The following is a 14,245-nucleotide window of genomic DNA, read 5'->3' on the forward strand; positions in this document are numbered from 1 at the left end:
TGAACTCGTGGTGTCGTAGGGGCTGACGGCTGGTTGTCCGGTGCGATATCTCCAGGGACATGCGGTATCCACAAGGGGGCGGGCTGACCGCCGAACGTCAGCAGTTCCGCGAGGGGTTACGACTCAAGGCGGCGGAGCGGTTCGCTCAGGGTGAGGCGAGTTCGGTGATCGCCAAGGGCCTGCGGGTCAGCGTCCGGTCGGTGCAGCGGTGGCGGCAGACGTGGAACGAGGGCGGTCCGCGAGCTCTGCGGTCGCAAGGGCCGGCATCGCTGCCGAGGCTGAGCGAGGAGCAGTTCACCCAGCTGGAGGCGGAGCTGGCCAAGGGCCCGGCCGCGCACGGCTGGGAGGACCAACGGTGGACGCTCGCGCGGATCAAGACGGTAATCGGCTGGCGCTTTCACATGGCCTACACGATCCAGGGTGTGCGCAAGCTGCTGGTGCGCAACGGCTGGTCCTGCCAGGCCCCGGCCCGTCGGGCGATGGAGCGGGACGACGAGGCGGTGGCCGGGTGGGTCAAGGAGGTGTGGCCCTGCGCGGAAGACTCGCGGCGGCCCGTGGAGCCTGGCTCGTCTTCGAGGACGAAGCCGGATTCTCCATGACGCCGCCGCAGGCCAAGACCTGGTCCCAGCGGGGCCGCACCCCGGTCGTGCGGGTGCGGGGCCGGTCCCGCAGACGGGTCTCCATCGCCGCGCTGAACTGCTACAAACCCGATCAGAGGTCCCGGCTGATCTACCGTCCCCGCCGCGATGACGGCCGGCGCGACGGACGCAAGAGCTTCTCCTGGCGTGACTACCGCGATCTACTGATCGCCGCCCATCAGCAGCTCGGCGGCCCGATCGTTCTCGTCTGGGACAACCTCAACGTCCATAAGGCCGCCGACCTGCAAAAGTTCGCCGAGGCCCGGGACTGGCTGACCATCTACTATCTGCCGCCCTACGCACCCGACCTCAACCCGATCGAGGGGATCTGGTCCCTGCTGCGACGCGGCTGGCTCTCCAACGTCGCCTTCAGTACCCCCGAACACCTCGTCCAGCGCATCCGGCGCGGCCTACGGCACATCCAGTACCGCAGCGATCTCATAGACGGCTGCCTCGCCGAGACCGGCCTGGCAATCAGACCCACCTGAGCAACCCGGCCACATCACGAGTTCAGCCTCGGTAATGCAGGGCGGCCGCGAGTGCCTCGGCCAGAGTCACGGGCGGGCGGCCGATCAGGCGGCGCAAGTCGCCAGAGTCGGTGTACATCTCGCCGCGGTTCATGCCGCGGTCAGCGTCAGCGAGGACCTCTGCCAGCTCGGCGGGTAGGCCCGCGGCGGCCAGTACCTGGGCGAAGTCGGCCACTGGGAGGTCAGCGTAGGTAACCTGCTTTCCGGCCGCAGCGGAGATCGCGGCGGCGAGCTCAGTCAGGGTGAAGGATTCGTCGCCGCCGAGCTCGTACACGGCGCCGGTGTGGCCTTCAGTGGTGAGGACGACCGCTGCGGCCTCGGCGTAGTCGGCGCGGGACGCGGCGCTGATCCGCCCCTCGCCTGCGGCGCCGACGACCGCGCCGTTCTGCAGTATCTGCGGCAGTTGGCTGGTGTAGTTCTCCAGGTACCAGCCGTTGCGCAGCAGCACGCTGGCGATTCCGCGGTCCCGCAGATACGCCTCGGTCTCGCTGTGCGTGGCACCGATGACGGTGGTGGCCGTGTCCGCGTGCGTCGTACTCGTGTACGCCACTAGCGACACGCCTGCGGATGCCGCGGCGTCGATCACGCGGCGGTGGTTGGCGACCCGCTCGCCCACGGGGATCGAGGCCGAGATCAGCAGCAGCCTGTCCGCCCCCGCGAATGCCTCGGCCAGGCCGTCGGTGTCCGCGAAGTCGGCGCGGCCTACCGTGATGCCTCGGTCGGCCAAATCCTTGATCCCGGCGATGTCCCGGCCGGTCGCGATGATGTCCGCGGCCGGGATCCCGCGCCGCAGCAGTGCCTCGACGGTGAGCCTGCCCAGCTGGCCGGTGGCTCCGGTGACGACGATCGGCATGATGGTCATTCCTTCCTTCCGCGCGTGCCTTGCACGCCTGCCGCGGTCCGTCCGCCGCGGGATGGAACACAGAATGACCTGGACACTCTCTGTTGGGGAGTAGCCACTTCTTGGTAGGGTACTTACCGCCGCGAAAGCATAGAGGTGAGCCGTATGGCTGCTGTCGAGAATGTGACCAGACCCATGCCGTCATTCGATCCGTACGAGCGCGGCTGCCCGTCACGGGACCTGCTCGACCAGATCGGCAGCAAGTGGGCGGTCCTCGTGCTCGGCGAACTCGGCCGGAACGGGACCTCCCGGTTCGGCCAGCTCCGGCAGGCGCTGGCGGGCGTGAGCGAGAAGATGCTCACCCAGACGCTGCGCACCCTCGAACGCGACGGGCTGGTCAGCCGGACCGTCTACCCAGAGGTGCCGCCGCATGTGGAGTATGAGCTGACCGCGCTCGGCCAGACGCTGCGGGAACCGCTGAAGGCGCTCACGGAGTGGTCCGTGCTGCACATCGAAGAAGTCATCACCGCCCGCGAAGAGTACGACGACCGCACTGAGCGCACCAGGTAATCAGCGGCGGCCAGCGGTCTGGTCATAGACGGCCGCCTCGCCGAGACCGGCCCGACAATCAGACCCACCTAAGCCACCCGGCGACATCACGAGTTCAACCTCAGTAGCCGTCACGCAAATGTGCTCGCCGCGCACTCGCGGCTGCTGAAGCTGCCGGATACTACCCGCCGATGGCAAGCCCCATCAGGACCCGCGACCACCCGCAGGACCTTCGGAACCACACCAAGTGGTCGTGACGCGCGCCGACTTGATCCTTCCGCCGGGACTGGGCCGGGCTGCACCGGACCAGGAACCACAGGTGCCCATACGGGCGTCTCTGCCGCCGCAAGTGGAGTGCACCGTCCGGCACCAACGACCTGGGGGGCATCCGCGATGACCCGAAAGACCCGCAGAACCTGGAAGACCTGGAGATCCTGGAGAGCGGTGACCACCGCGCTCGCCATCCTGATCTGCCTGACCGCTGCCGGGGCGTCAACCGCTGCCGCTGACCCGGGCGGACCGTTCGCGCCCAACGTGGACCACTGCGCCATGCAGAACAGTGGCAGCGGTCCCATGACGACCGCGATACCCGTCGACCGGATCACCCTCAACCTCGAGACCGTCGGCTACCCCCCGACCGACTCCACCATCACCGCCTCCTACACCATCAGCGGCAGCACCAGGGCCGGCACCGCCAACGGCACGTTCGACACCGCCAGGAAGAACGCCACCTTCAACTTCTCGGTGTCCAACCCGCCGGCGGGCGCGACACTGACCGTCACCTACCAGGTGTGGGGGCACGGCGTCTACTACAGCAACTTCGTGAGTGCTCCACTGGCGCCCTGCACCTGGGACAACCCCACCTACGTGGACGCCTCGACGTGGAACGACTACGTGACCGCGACCGGCGTCTCCCAGCGCTGCGAGACCGTCGACATCGGCGTCGGCGGCAGGCACGCCTACATCCGCGAGGACATCGTGACGGTGAACGTCGCGCACGGTCCGTCCTACGGGCCCTCGCCGTACGCGGGTCGGTCGGTCTGGGCCGACTACTGGATCGTCGGCCAGAAGGCCTACGCCTCGGGAGCGTCCGGCGTCTTCGACACCGACGGCAAGGCCACGCTGTCGTTCGTGATCCTCACTCCGACCACCGGCGCCGAACTCGACGTGCTGGCAAGCGGCCAAGCGGGCTCGCGCACCTTCCCCGGCCACTCCTGGACCACCATCGCCTGCTGACCAGGCTCCGACACCGAACAACATCACCGACCCCGGGGGAGAGATCAAATGACCAGCAGAGCACCAAGACCGCCAAGGCCATTGAGCGCCCTGAGAACCCGAAGAGCGCTGAGCGCACTGATCGCGAGTCTGGCCCTGCTCATCGGCCTGACGGCCGCCGGGGCGTCGCCCGCCTACGCCGGTTTGGACGGGCCGGTGGCGGCCTACCTGGACCAGCACTGCGCAATGGACACCACCGGGAGCGGCGGGACGCCCACCGCCGTACCCGTGGACCGGGTCAGCCTGAGCCTGGAGGCCGTCACACACGACCCTGCCAACTCCAAGATCACCGCCGTTTACACCATCCCCGGCACCAGCAAATACGGCACGCTCTTCGGCCGGTTCGACCCGGTCAAGGGCAACGCCACCTTCAACTACACGGTGGACAACCCGCCCGCCGACGCGACGCTGAGCATCAGCTACGAGGTCGCCTGGACCGACGGCACCTACTACAGCACCACGCGGACCGGCCCGCTGCTCCACTGCACGCGGGACAACACGACCGGGGTCGACAGGGAGTGGGCGTCCGACGACGCCGACATCACCGCCTTCCAGCAGTGCACCAGTGTCGGCACAGGGCCGTACTCAATCCGCGCGGAGGACGTGACCGTGCACATTTCGCACCACCCCTCCGACGCATCCGGATTCGCGTGGCAACCGGTATGGGTGGACTACTGGATTCCCGGCAAGAAGGGCTACACGTCGGGAGCGTCGGGCACCACCGACTCCTTCGGCGATGTCTGGGTGACGTTCCGGCTCCTCGCCCCGCCCACCGGCGCCGAGCTCGACACCCTGTCGAGCGTCAGGGGGAACGGGAGCCACACCTACCCCGTCCACAAGTGGGTCACGATCGGCTGCTGACCGGACCGGGTCACTGGAGCGTGGCCTCCGAGAACCAGGGACCCAGGGCCCCGGGGAGCCGGACGCCGGCTGCGCGGTCAGGCCCGGTCGCCGAAATCCAGGCGGTCCAGCGGCCCCGCCTCCGTGAAAGCGACCGGTTCGTCTCGGCCCTCGGTGAAGTGTGCCCAGCTGTCGTAGGGGACGGGAAGCACCCGGCGGGCGCCGAGTATGCGAGTGGCGTCGGCGGCCTGCGCGCGGTCGAGGAGGACAAGCGCGCCGTCGAAGAGGACGGGGACGGGGGAGCCCGTGTACAGGATGGTGGTGCCCACCGGGCCGAACCGATGGGTGACCTCCTTGACCAAGTCGAGCGAGCCATTGTCGCCGCTGACGTAGATCGTGGGCAGGCTTTCTCCGGTCAGGACGGATCCGACGACCTGCCCGGTGAGGGGTTGACTTTTTACGGGCGTGACTGCCATCCACGGGCCCGGCGCGCGCGAGGACCGTGACCGTGCCGCCGCGGGGGCGGGCCAGCTCGATCGACTCCCAGTCGGCCGGTCCACTGGCCCCCGCCCCGGGGCGCTTCCCGCCCTTGGGAGTGGTCATGGTCAGGGGGACGTCGACTCGCCTCACCGCGCTGGGGCGGTCAGAATGGCAGGCCGATTTCTGGTGCGCTTGTCCACACGTACTCGGCCCGCTGCTTCAGGTCGCTCAGGGGATTGTCGCCGTCCGGGCCGGGGGAGGCCATCGTGCTGATGAGGTCGTCTCCCGGCGCTGATCGCCGCTGGGCGACCAGGGCGGTGAAGGAGGTGCAAGTGCTGTTTGGCGGCGGGCCGCCACCGGCTTTGCCCGCGAGGTGGCCAGCATCTGCTGGGTGCGGTGCAGCAGGACGGCCCGGTCGGCACCCGGCACGTCGAGCAGCGGGTCCAGAGGGGGTGGGGGTGCGAACCCACTGGGCCCGGACGTGATCTACAAAGCACTGGTCGCACCGGAGCCGGGGCCGGTTGCAGGACCCGACCGGGCCCGGCCAGGGCACCGCCGGCCGCTCGGGCCGAGGTTCTGTCCGGGCGTTGAGGACGCGAAGGCCAGCCTGGCCCTGCATTGCCGACGACCTCGCCGCCCCGTTCCAGGCCGGGCTGACCACGCTGGAGGCCGACCAGGCCCCCTGACTCCGCAGCGCCGTCCACTCCCTCGATTTGGCGGGGCAGCACCTCCCCCCAACGGCGGCCGGCTGCCAGGATGGGCCTTCAGATAGCCAGGTTCATGCCACTAGCCCCCGGGGGGATCTGCATGTCCTTACGCAATCGGGTTCGATCGGCTGTAGCCGCTCTTGGCGTCGCAGCCGCAAGTGCCGCACTCGTAACCGTTCCTGCCGGCGCCGCACATGCTGTCACTTGCAGCAACCCTGTGCTGCTCGGACCGGCTACTCCGATCAAGATCTCCAACAATTGGACCGACTCGCAGACGATCGGAAACCTGTACATCGGTTGGTACGCCAACTGTGCGAGTGCCTACGCCGAGGTCGACTGGATCAACGGTTGGCAGAACAACGTCTCGGGCACTGTGTATCTGAACTGGAACGACCCGGCGCACAACAGCGCCGAAGGCAAGGTCCCCTACAATCCGGGCCCCGTCTCATGGAAGTCGGACAACCTGTACCAGGGCCCCGGGACCCGCTACACCCCTGGGCGGTCCTTCACCGCCGCGATCAACGTCACCGTGTGGATTCCCGGCTGGCTGAAGACGTGCGGTCCGCGGATTCTCGTCGGCAGCACTCACGACTTTTCCAACGGCTGGAACAGCGGTCCCGGCAACAGAACTTGTAGCGTCTGATCCTGAAGGCAAGAGGCTCCTTCCCCGATCCGGGGGATGACTTGGCCAACTTCCTGCAACGCGCGAGCACTTCGTCACCGGAGTGTGGGGCGAGTGGCAGGGCGATGATGCGCGGCATCAAGTCGATGAGGATCAGTGCTGAGGTCATGGTGGTGATCGTAGGGCCGGCTGGTGCACTGGGAGTCTCGCCCGCCGGCACCCGGTTGTGTGCTCGGCCCCTGGGGAATACGTGACTGTCGACAACTCGACTGTCTGCGTCGCAACGATGAACTCCTCACCCGGACGCATCCAGCGAGCCACCGAATCTCTGACTCAGGTCACTAGGCAGTTTCGTTTGGATCACCGGGCGGACCAAAGGAAGATGCCCGCGATGTGGAGTCCGGCCCGGTAGATGGTGGCGGTCTTCCCGTAGCGGTGGCGAGACCGCGCGAGTGTTTCAAGCGGTTGCTGCACCGTTCGACGGTGTTGCGCTGCTTGTGGGTCTCGTGGTCGAAGGCCGGTGGTCTGCCGCCGCGGCTGCCCCGACGCAGCCGGTGTCCGCGCTGGTCGGCGGGGACTGGGATCACTGCCCGGATGCCGCGTTTGCGCAGGTGCTCACGGATCGCTCGGGAGGAGTAGGCCTTATCGGCCAAGACCACATCCGGCCTGGTGCGGGGCCGTCCTCGCCGACGGGGAACGCGCAGGCGTGCCGTGACCTCGGTGAAGGCGGGCGCGTCACCGGCCCGTCCGGCTGGCCTGCAGCGGTCGTCGGCGGCGAGGCGGATCTTCGTGGTCAGTTCGCCGTGGGAGCGGCCGCTGGCATGGTCCTCCGGTTCGCCCGCCGAGGCCCCTTTTGGCGGGCCCCGGCCGCGTGCTGGTGGGCCCGCACGATCGTGGGGTCGACCGAACCACGAAGAGCAGCGATCTCCTCGTGTGAGTCCCACCTTCGGGGCGCGGACTGTGCGCCGTGTCGGGTGGAGTTCCGGCCTCCCCGGGACGTGGGGGAGGCCGGAGGCTCAGGGGGTGTGTTGTACGGCTGGTTCGGAGGATGGCGTGCTCTGGCGGCTGCGGCGCTGTGGCTGCCGGCAGGTCAGGGGCCTGTGGTGCTCAGTACTCGCCGTCGTGCTGGTCGTTGTGGTGCTCGGCCTTGTGGTGGTTGTCCTTGTGGTGGTCCTTCTTGTCACGGCCGCCGTCGTTGACGCAGACGTTGCCGAAGGCCGGGTTGAGGATGCCGACGACGTTGACGGTGTTTCCGCAGATGTTGACGGGGATGTGGATGGGGACCTGGACGACGTTGCCGGACAGGACGCCGGGGGAGCCGATGGCGGCGCCTTCGGCGGTGGCGTCCGCGGCCGCCAGACCGGCGCCGCCGGCGAGGATGGCGGCGGCTGAGGCGGTGACCGCGAGGGCCTTTGCGATACGCGACATCAAGATCTCCTGAAGACTGTGGACCTGCCGCACGGAGTACGGCACGTGCGCCCCTTCAAACAGCATGCCATCGCTCGAATTCACCTAATTCGAGCCGGCAAGGAACCCCTAGAAGGTAGGCAGGGGCCGCCTCGGTGTCTCGCAAACGTGCCCGTACACGGGCAATCTCAAGCCGAACGGACGAACCCGTCGGAGCGGTGGGATCCGGCACGTGAGGTGGCGGCCGTCGGCACGGGCCGGCATACCGGGCGGTTGCACTGTGCCCAGTGGGTGCCGAGGTCGGTGAGGCGTTGGAGCCGTTGGGGGGTGAGGCTGCCGCGTTGGGTGCGGGTGTTGGGCCCGGCACCTGGCGACGGCGGCCCCACCTACCCGGTCTCGGTCTCTCGGCGGTCGTGAACCGGGTTGTCGGGAACGGGAGCTGTGATGGATCTTGTGAGCCATCACCGCATTTCAGAGGCGTACCCGCGCTGTTCTGCCGGCGGTGAACACCGGCCCGACCGGGCTCGACGATCACTACGGTCCAGTCCCATGACGATTACGACCCGTACGGTCGAGTATCAGGCCGACGGTTTGACGATGATCGGGCACCTCGCGCTCCCGGCTGGTGTCGACCGTCGGCCGGCGGTGCTGCTCGGGCCAGAAGGCATGGGGCTCAGTGACGTCGAGCGCCGTCGGGCCGATGCCCTTGCCGAGCTGGGATATGTGGCGCTGGCCTTCGACCTTCACGGCGGGCGCTATTTGGGTGACCCCGAGGAGATGCTGGCCCGTTGCCTGCCGCTGCTCGCAGACCCCGACCGGATGCGGGGCATGGGCCATGCGGCGCTCGACGTGTTGCGCGCCGAACCGCGGACCGACCCCGACCGGATCGCCGCCGTCGGCTACGGCACCGGGGGCGCCATCGCGCTGGAACTCGGGCGAAGCGGCGTCGGCCTGCGGGCGATCGGGACGGTGAACGCGACTACCACGGGCCGACCGGGCGAAGCGGCGCGCATCCGCTGCCCGGTGTGGGCCGGGGTCGGATCGGAAGACCCGATCATGCCGCCGGCGCAGCGGGACGCGTTCACCGCGGAGATGCAGGCCGCGGGCGTCGACTGGCGCCTCGTGATCTACGGCGGCGCCTTGCACGCGTTCCACCACCCGCCGGTCGACCACCCCGTGGTCCCCGGCGTCGGCTACCACCCACGGCACGCGCAGCGAGCCTGGCGCGACGTCGTCGACCTGCTCGCCGAGTGCCTTCCCGTAACGGAATGATCCGGTCGGCAATTGCGCGATTCCGGGCCGCGAACCAGGCCGGTCGACCGCCACCGCTCCGGTTTGTGGCCGGTGCTCCCTCAGGTTGCGGCCATCTTGTACCAGCGCACGGCCGCACCACCGTCCGGGGAATGCCTTCGCGTACAGGGTATGAGCGGAGCCGCCGCCGACCACAGCCGCGGCTACTCCGGTTGTTGTTGGATGACGACGAGTTCCCCGGCGATGCGGCGTGGATGTCGGCGGCGCCCATGGACATGTAGTCCGCGCCACTTGGCCTCCCACACTTCCACCTCCCGCCGTTCAGGCGGGCGGCGAAAGCGTGCCAAAAGGTCGGAGGCGACGGCAGGCGCTATCGCGGTGCCGGCCACGTCGGTCGGGAAGGTACGTGGCAACATCGGGTCGCCCTGGACCCGGCCACCTTGTACGGCGACGACGACGGAACAGAAGGTGGGCGAACCGGGTGTGCTCTTCATCGGTGAAGCCGGTCGGGGCTTCGGTGCCGATGCCGGAGCGCAGGGCGGCCATGTCCGCGGGAAGCTCGTCATCACCACCGAATGACCCCCCACGGTCACCCCCTCATCGGCCCCGCCGGCCTGCCCAGGGCGTCAGGCCACCGCTACTGCGAAGGGTGCCACCGTCATGACTGCAAAGGTCACCCCGTTCACGCCGCACGACTCCGTGACGGCACGTAACCCCCGGAGTCCCCGTACGGCGCCGCCCACGGACTTCGGCGGCGGCCGGAGACCGTACGGGTCCGGGGGCAACAGGGGGGTCGGCGGTGGGGTCGGGCTGGAGGTGCCGCAGCGTGTGTCGGTGTGCCCGGCGTCCGCGGAACGGCCCTGGTCGCGGGTTTGGTGATCATCGGCTGATGATGTTGGGTGATCATGGCAACTGTTGGGTCTTGATCCGGTCTTGACGGGTCGTCGGGGGAGTTCGTGTGAAGGCTGTTGTACGGGGAACCGCCGTCGCGGTGGCGCTGGTGCTGGCGCTGACGGCGTGTGAGGGCGCAAACGCGCAGGCGGGGAAGGCGGCGGCGAACGGCGAGCTGACCGGCGGGGCGGTGACGGGCGGCCCCGCCTCTGGCGGTATGGCGACAGGCAGCGCGACCCCAAGCGCCCCGGCCACAGGCAAGAGGGCGTCGCAATCGCCCGCCGGGGGCGGTGAGCGGTCCTCTGCGCCCGCCGCGGCCGGGCAGCCCATCACACCCAGGATGCCTCCGGTCTGGGTGGACGCGACGGGGCTGTACTACGCGCTCCCGATCGAGAGGAACATCGGCGACGTCTTCGTCGGTGGTGATCCCGTCGTGGTTCAGGACGGGGCAGCGCGAAGCGCCTGCTCCAAGGAGACGAGTACGCCGTGTGCCGGAGTGCAGGCTGCCGGGAAGAAGGAGATGGACGCCCGGGGCAACGCGGACAAAACGCGTTATGAGTTCACCCTCTTCACCTTCGAGACGGAGGAGCAGGCGAATACGGCGATGAAGGGCCTCGCGGAGCATCGTCGGAAGTCGAGCGCGCAGGACGGCGTACCGGCGAAGCCGCTGACGGTGGACTCCGGCGCCGACGAGACCGAAGCGTTCCGGAACGGCGAAGTCCACTACGTCGTGATGCGCATCGGCACTGTCGTCGCCGACGTCCTCGCCTATGTCTCCTACGGGGACGAGATCGCGCGCGGCCACGTGGAGCACGCGGCAATCGCCCAGGTCGCCCGCGTCAAGTCAGTGTCGTCGGGTATCAACCCGGACCGCTGAACCGCCGCACGGGCCTGGCTGTCCCAGGGACGGGTCAGGTCACGGAGGCGGTAGCCGCCGCCCGGTACGCGGACCTGCCTGATCGTACCGTCGAGCGCAGGGTCACCGGCGAGCGCGCCGTCCGCCCCTGACGCCGTGTCACCGACGGCGGCCCGCTGTCCCGTCCCGCACCACCCTGTCAGGAGCCGCCCTTCATCGGCGGGGCCTGCTCGTGGCGGAGGTAGCGTTCGACCGAGCGGGCCAGCACCTCGTTGCCGCCGGCGGTGACCACGCCGTCCCACCAGGCGCCGTAGATCCGGTCAAAGCGGTAGCCGGCGAGCAGTTCGCCGGCCGCGCGGACGGCATCGGGGCGCTCGGGGACGTGGTTGGCGTAGCTGTACATGATGCTGACCCACCGGAGGTCGGGTCCGACGTTCACTATGTCGCCGGTGAAGAGTGCGCCCCGGCCGACGTTCCAGTGCATGACCGCGCTGCCAGGGAAGTGGACGCCCGGGTTGATCAGCGTCAGTTCATCGGTCAGCCGGTGGGTTCGCCCGCTCCAGAAGTGCAGGGCGGGGTCGGGGCGGCCGACCCACTGCCGGTCAGCCTCGTGCAGGTACACGGGCGCGTCGAAGGCATGCGCCCAGTCGACCATGGTGGAGTAGAAGTGCGGGTGGCTGATGGCGATGGCGGTGATGCCGCCGAGCTCCCGCACCTCGCGGATCATCGCCTCGTCGAGGTAGGGCACACAGTCCCACAGCACGTTGCCGGAGGCCGTGCGCAGCAGCAACGCGCGCTGGCCGATGGCGAACTCGGGCGTGCTCCCGATGCCGAGAACGTCCGGACCCTGTTCCTCGAAGCGGCCCTGGTGGCCGTCGGCGCGCAGCGCGGCCACGCTGGTCCACTGCTGGCCGCCGCGTGCGACGTACTGGCGCTCGTCCAGGCAGACGGGGCAGTCGGGGCGAGGGGCGGCGTATTGGGTGCCGCAGGTGCGGCAGACGGGCAGCGTCGTGCCGGTGAGGTCAGCCACGTTCGCCTCCGGCCAGCTCGTTGAGGACGTACGGACGGCTGGGCCGCCAGCCGAGTTCGGCGACGGCGCGCCGGCCGGACACCACCTGGTTCAGGCCCAAGGCCTCGGCGAAGGGGCCGCCCAAGACCTCCGCGGCCTGCTCCGGCGGCCAGGGCTCGGCCCGCCCGGTGCCCCCCGCGGCGAGGTCGGCGGCCGCGGCGAGCGCTGCCACCGGCACCGCTTCGTGCGCCACGCCGTGCAGCAGGCTGCCCTCGTCGGCTTTGGACACCGCCAGCACGAAGAGTTCGGCGAGGTCGTCCACGTGCACCATCGGCCAACGGGTCGCCACCGAACCCACGTACCGGCCGGTGCCGTGCTCGCGCGCCCAGTCGGTCATCAGGCCGGGAATACCTCCGCCGCGGCCGTACACGATGCCGGGCCGCAGGACGACGGCGCGCACGTCGTCCCGGCCGACGGCCAGCACGCGTTGCTCGATCCGCGGGCGATAGCCGACGATGGCGATGGCGTCGGTCGGCGCGTCCTCGTCGAGTGCCGCGTCGCCGGTGGCGCCGAGCACCCATACACCGCTGGTGTACACGAAGACCCGTCCGGTGCCGCGCAGCCGCTCGGTCAGCGCGTCCACGGCCGCCGCGTCCACCGCCTCGTGGCCGGTCGGCGTCGCGAGGTTGACCACGGCGTCGATGTCGTCGGTGACCGCCGCCCGCAGCGAGGCCGGGTCGGCCAGGTCGCCTGGGACCGCCGTCGCCCCGGCGGGCAGTCGGCCTGCGTCCCTCACGAGATGGACCACTTGGTGGCCCTCTGCCTCGAACCGTCTCACCGCGGCCGATCCGATATAGCCGGTCGAACCCAGCACGAGTACCTTCATATCTGATTTCCCTTTCAAGTGAATGAGTTGGGGCGGTATCCGCGCACTTCGCGGACGCCGCGTCATCCGGGCGATCGGGTGTCGCCCGTGGTCTTGCCGTAGCTGAGGGACTCGACGATCCGGCCGTCCCGCACCAGCACGAGGCTCACGCCGCGGACGGAGTCGGCCGGTCCGTCACCGAAGCGGTACCGCCACCGGACCGTGGCCCGCTCACCGGTGACGACAACGCCCTCCGGCTCGAACCGGCCCGCGCGCTCCTCGGCGAGGCTCCGGCAGAACCGCAGGCACTCGGCGCGCCCCTCGTAGCGGGCCCCGTCGGGGGCCGGGTCCCTCGCCTCCATCACGCAGTCGTCGGCAATCAGCTCAGCGAGCGACGAGGTGTCACGGTCGAGGAAGGCCCGGTTGAAGTGGTGGACGACCTCGGCCGTGGTATGAAACGACAAGCCGCACCTCCTCAGTGGCACCACGACAGGTCGGTGACGGCTTGCCACGGCGAAGCTCGGCCGCCGAGTCCTCGACCGCGCCGGCGGGGCCGGCGGTCGCGTCTTCGGCCGATCAGGGCGCCCCGCGGGTCGAGTCGGCCGATCGCCACCGGGAGCTCGTCGCGGATGATCGGCCGGCGGCGGATCTTGACCCTCGCGAGTTCGGGCCGGATGAGCACAAGGCGCTCGGCTTCGCCGGGGAGGGTCAGCTTCGGGTGGACGGGGCTGGGCCGCCATCTACGGGCGAAAGCGTTGATCGCTTCCAACCCGGTCGGCGGGTCGCCGTGCGGGACGGTCCACGAGGCCTCACGACGGAGCAGTTGCGTGAACGCGTCCGGCAGTCCGTTCTGCCTGGCGTGCTCCACGCGGGCGACGAGCCTTGGAACGGCGCGCGCGTCCCGCAGTGCCACGGTGACGCCGGAGACGAGCGGCTTCATGAGAGGTCCCCTTCCTGGGTGCGTGGCTGTACTGACCGCCCTGGTAGATCGGCTTGTGGCCAGTCCGGCACGCTGTCGGCGGTCGCAGGCGATCTGCTGGGCGGTGCGGTGTCACCGGTACGGGCGCCGCACCGCCCACGGACCACCGCGCGGCGGTTCCGGCCGCTGTCGATCTTCCAACTCCCCACCGCGCCCATCAACGTCGAAGATCAGTAAGATCCGATAACTGAGGCTTATGACGGGGGTCGGCACAGGTGGAAGTTCGCGACATCGAGATCTTTCTGACGTTGGCCGAGGAACTGCACTTCGGCAGGGCCGCCGCGAGGCTGCACCTCACGCAGGCCCGTGTCAGCCAGGTGATCGGACGCCAGGAGCGAAGGCTGGGCGGCTTGTTGTTCGACCGTTCCAACCGCCGCCAGGTCCGCCTGACACCGCTCGGCCGGCAGCTACGCGCCGACCTGCGGCCGGTCTACGCGAACCTGCGCGACAGTCTCGAACGCGCCCGGATGACCGCCCGCGGCAAGACCGCACGCCTGCGCGTCGGCAT

At 69.5% G+C, this 14,245-nt stretch carries 15 protein-coding genes and 2 pseudogenes; 9 read left to right on the top strand and 8 right to left on the bottom strand.

Features of this window, described 5'->3' with window-relative positions; translation table 11 throughout:
- The first annotated feature begins 59 nt into the window (after nucleotides 1-59).
- Together E6R62_RS06120 and E6R62_RS06125 are read left to right on the top strand one after the other, a co-directional pair.
- On the top strand, nucleotides 60-599 hold the full coding sequence (locus E6R62_RS06120; protein WP_136212141.1) for a winged helix-turn-helix domain-containing protein: 540 nt from the start codon (nucleotides 60-62) through the stop codon (nucleotides 597-599).
- Nucleotides 596-1,126 carry a transposase gene (locus E6R62_RS06125; RefSeq protein ID WP_240801506.1) on the top strand — a complete coding sequence of 177 codons (531 nt, stop codon included), beginning with the start codon at nucleotides 596-598 and terminating at the stop codon, nucleotides 1,124-1,126. Before E6R62_RS06120 ends, E6R62_RS06125 begins: the two co-directional genes overlap by 4 nt.
- Nucleotides 1,127-1,148: 22 nt before the next feature.
- Here E6R62_RS06125 and E6R62_RS06130 read toward each other — a convergent pair whose 3' ends face one another.
- Nucleotides 1,149-2,027: an SDR family oxidoreductase gene (locus E6R62_RS06130; RefSeq protein WP_136212145.1), complete on the bottom strand. Its 879-nt coding sequence runs from the start codon at nucleotides 2,025-2,027 to the stop codon at nucleotides 1,149-1,151.
- A gap of 144 nt (nucleotides 2,028-2,171) precedes the next feature.
- Here E6R62_RS06130 and E6R62_RS06135 point away from each other — a divergent pair, with 144 nt between their 5' ends.
- The 3 genes from E6R62_RS06135 (at nucleotide 2,172) to E6R62_RS06145 (ending at nucleotide 4,691) form a co-directional block, all read left to right on the top strand.
- Nucleotides 2,172-2,576, top strand: a complete 405-nt coding sequence (locus tag E6R62_RS06135; protein ID WP_136212147.1) for a helix-turn-helix domain-containing protein — start codon at nucleotides 2,172-2,174, stop codon at nucleotides 2,574-2,576.
- Between the two features lie 423 nt (nucleotides 2,577-2,999).
- A complete protein-coding gene (locus E6R62_RS06140) occupies nucleotides 3,000-3,791 on the top strand; it encodes a hypothetical protein (protein WP_136212150.1) in 792 nt (263 codons plus the stop codon).
- 81 nt (nucleotides 3,792-3,872) lie between these two features.
- The gene (locus tag E6R62_RS06145) at nucleotides 3,873-4,691 is read left to right on the top strand and encodes a hypothetical protein (RefSeq protein WP_136212152.1); all 819 of its coding nucleotides are present in this window, start codon (nucleotides 3,873-3,875) and stop codon (nucleotides 4,689-4,691) included.
- Between the two features lie 77 nt (nucleotides 4,692-4,768).
- On the opposite strand, the pseudogene E6R62_RS06150 reads toward E6R62_RS06145, so the two are convergent.
- Nucleotides 4,769-5,288 (bottom strand): annotated as a pseudogene (locus E6R62_RS06150) (MBL fold metallo-hydrolase); the annotation flags it as partial.
- A gap of 786 nt (nucleotides 5,289-6,074) precedes the next feature.
- Between E6R62_RS06150 and E6R62_RS39425 the strand changes: the two are divergent.
- Nucleotides 6,075-6,500, top strand: a complete 426-nt coding sequence (locus E6R62_RS39425) for a hypothetical protein (protein WP_168713985.1) — start codon at nucleotides 6,075-6,077, stop codon at nucleotides 6,498-6,500.
- Nucleotides 6,501-6,839: 339 nt separating this feature from the next.
- On the opposite strand, the pseudogene E6R62_RS06160 reads toward E6R62_RS39425, so the two are convergent.
- Together E6R62_RS06160 and E6R62_RS06165 are read right to left on the bottom strand one after the other, a co-directional pair.
- Nucleotides 6,840-7,386 (bottom strand): annotated as a pseudogene (locus E6R62_RS06160) (IS5 family transposase); the annotation flags it as partial.
- Nucleotides 7,387-7,586: 200 nt separating this feature from the next.
- On the bottom strand, nucleotides 7,587-7,907 hold the full coding sequence (locus tag E6R62_RS06165) for a chaplin (RefSeq protein ID WP_136212156.1): 321 nt from the start codon (nucleotides 7,905-7,907) through the stop codon (nucleotides 7,587-7,589).
- A 528-nt stretch (nucleotides 7,908-8,435) separates the two neighbouring features.
- Here E6R62_RS06165 and E6R62_RS06170 point away from each other — a divergent pair.
- A complete protein-coding gene (locus tag E6R62_RS06170) occupies nucleotides 8,436-9,158 on the top strand; it encodes a dienelactone hydrolase family protein (RefSeq protein WP_136212158.1) in 723 nt (240 codons plus the stop codon).
- Between the two features lie 970 nt (nucleotides 9,159-10,128).
- Nucleotides 10,129-10,905 carry a hypothetical protein gene (locus tag E6R62_RS06175; protein ID WP_136212160.1) on the top strand — a complete coding sequence of 259 codons (777 nt, stop codon included), beginning with the start codon at nucleotides 10,129-10,131 and terminating at the stop codon, nucleotides 10,903-10,905.
- Nucleotides 10,906-11,083: 178 nt separating this feature from the next.
- Here E6R62_RS06175 and E6R62_RS06180 read toward each other — a convergent pair whose 3' ends face one another.
- The 4 genes from E6R62_RS06180 to E6R62_RS40675 all read right to left on the bottom strand — a co-directional run bounded on the left by E6R62_RS06180 (nucleotide 11,084) and on the right by E6R62_RS40675 (nucleotide 13,698).
- Nucleotides 11,084-11,914, bottom strand: coding sequence for an MBL fold metallo-hydrolase (locus E6R62_RS06180; protein ID WP_136212162.1), 831 nt, complete (start codon nucleotides 11,912-11,914; stop codon nucleotides 11,084-11,086).
- Complete coding sequence (locus tag E6R62_RS06185; RefSeq protein WP_136212164.1) at nucleotides 11,907-12,779, bottom strand: NAD-dependent epimerase/dehydratase family protein; 873 nt, start codon at nucleotides 12,777-12,779, stop codon at nucleotides 11,907-11,909. The genes E6R62_RS06180 and E6R62_RS06185 overlap by 8 nt, the downstream gene beginning before the upstream one ends.
- Before the next feature lie 62 nt (nucleotides 12,780-12,841).
- Entirely contained in the window at nucleotides 12,842-13,222 is a 381-nt protein-coding gene (locus E6R62_RS40670) for a nuclear transport factor 2 family protein (protein ID WP_240801497.1), read from the bottom strand.
- 11 nt (nucleotides 13,223-13,233) lie between these two features.
- The gene (locus tag E6R62_RS40675) at nucleotides 13,234-13,698 is read right to left on the bottom strand and encodes a hypothetical protein (RefSeq protein ID WP_240801498.1); all 465 of its coding nucleotides are present in this window, start codon (nucleotides 13,696-13,698) and stop codon (nucleotides 13,234-13,236) included.
- 254 nt (nucleotides 13,699-13,952) lie between these two features.
- On the opposite strand from E6R62_RS40675, the gene E6R62_RS06195 reads away from it, so the two are divergent.
- Nucleotides 13,953-14,245 (top strand): LysR family transcriptional regulator (locus E6R62_RS06195; protein WP_136212168.1); only part of this gene is annotated, 293 nt, incomplete at its 3' end.

It is taken from the genome of Streptomyces sp. A1136 (assembly GCF_004795055.1).
In the GTDB taxonomy this organism is placed as follows: Bacteria; Actinomycetota; Actinomycetes; order Streptomycetales; family Streptomycetaceae; genus Streptomyces.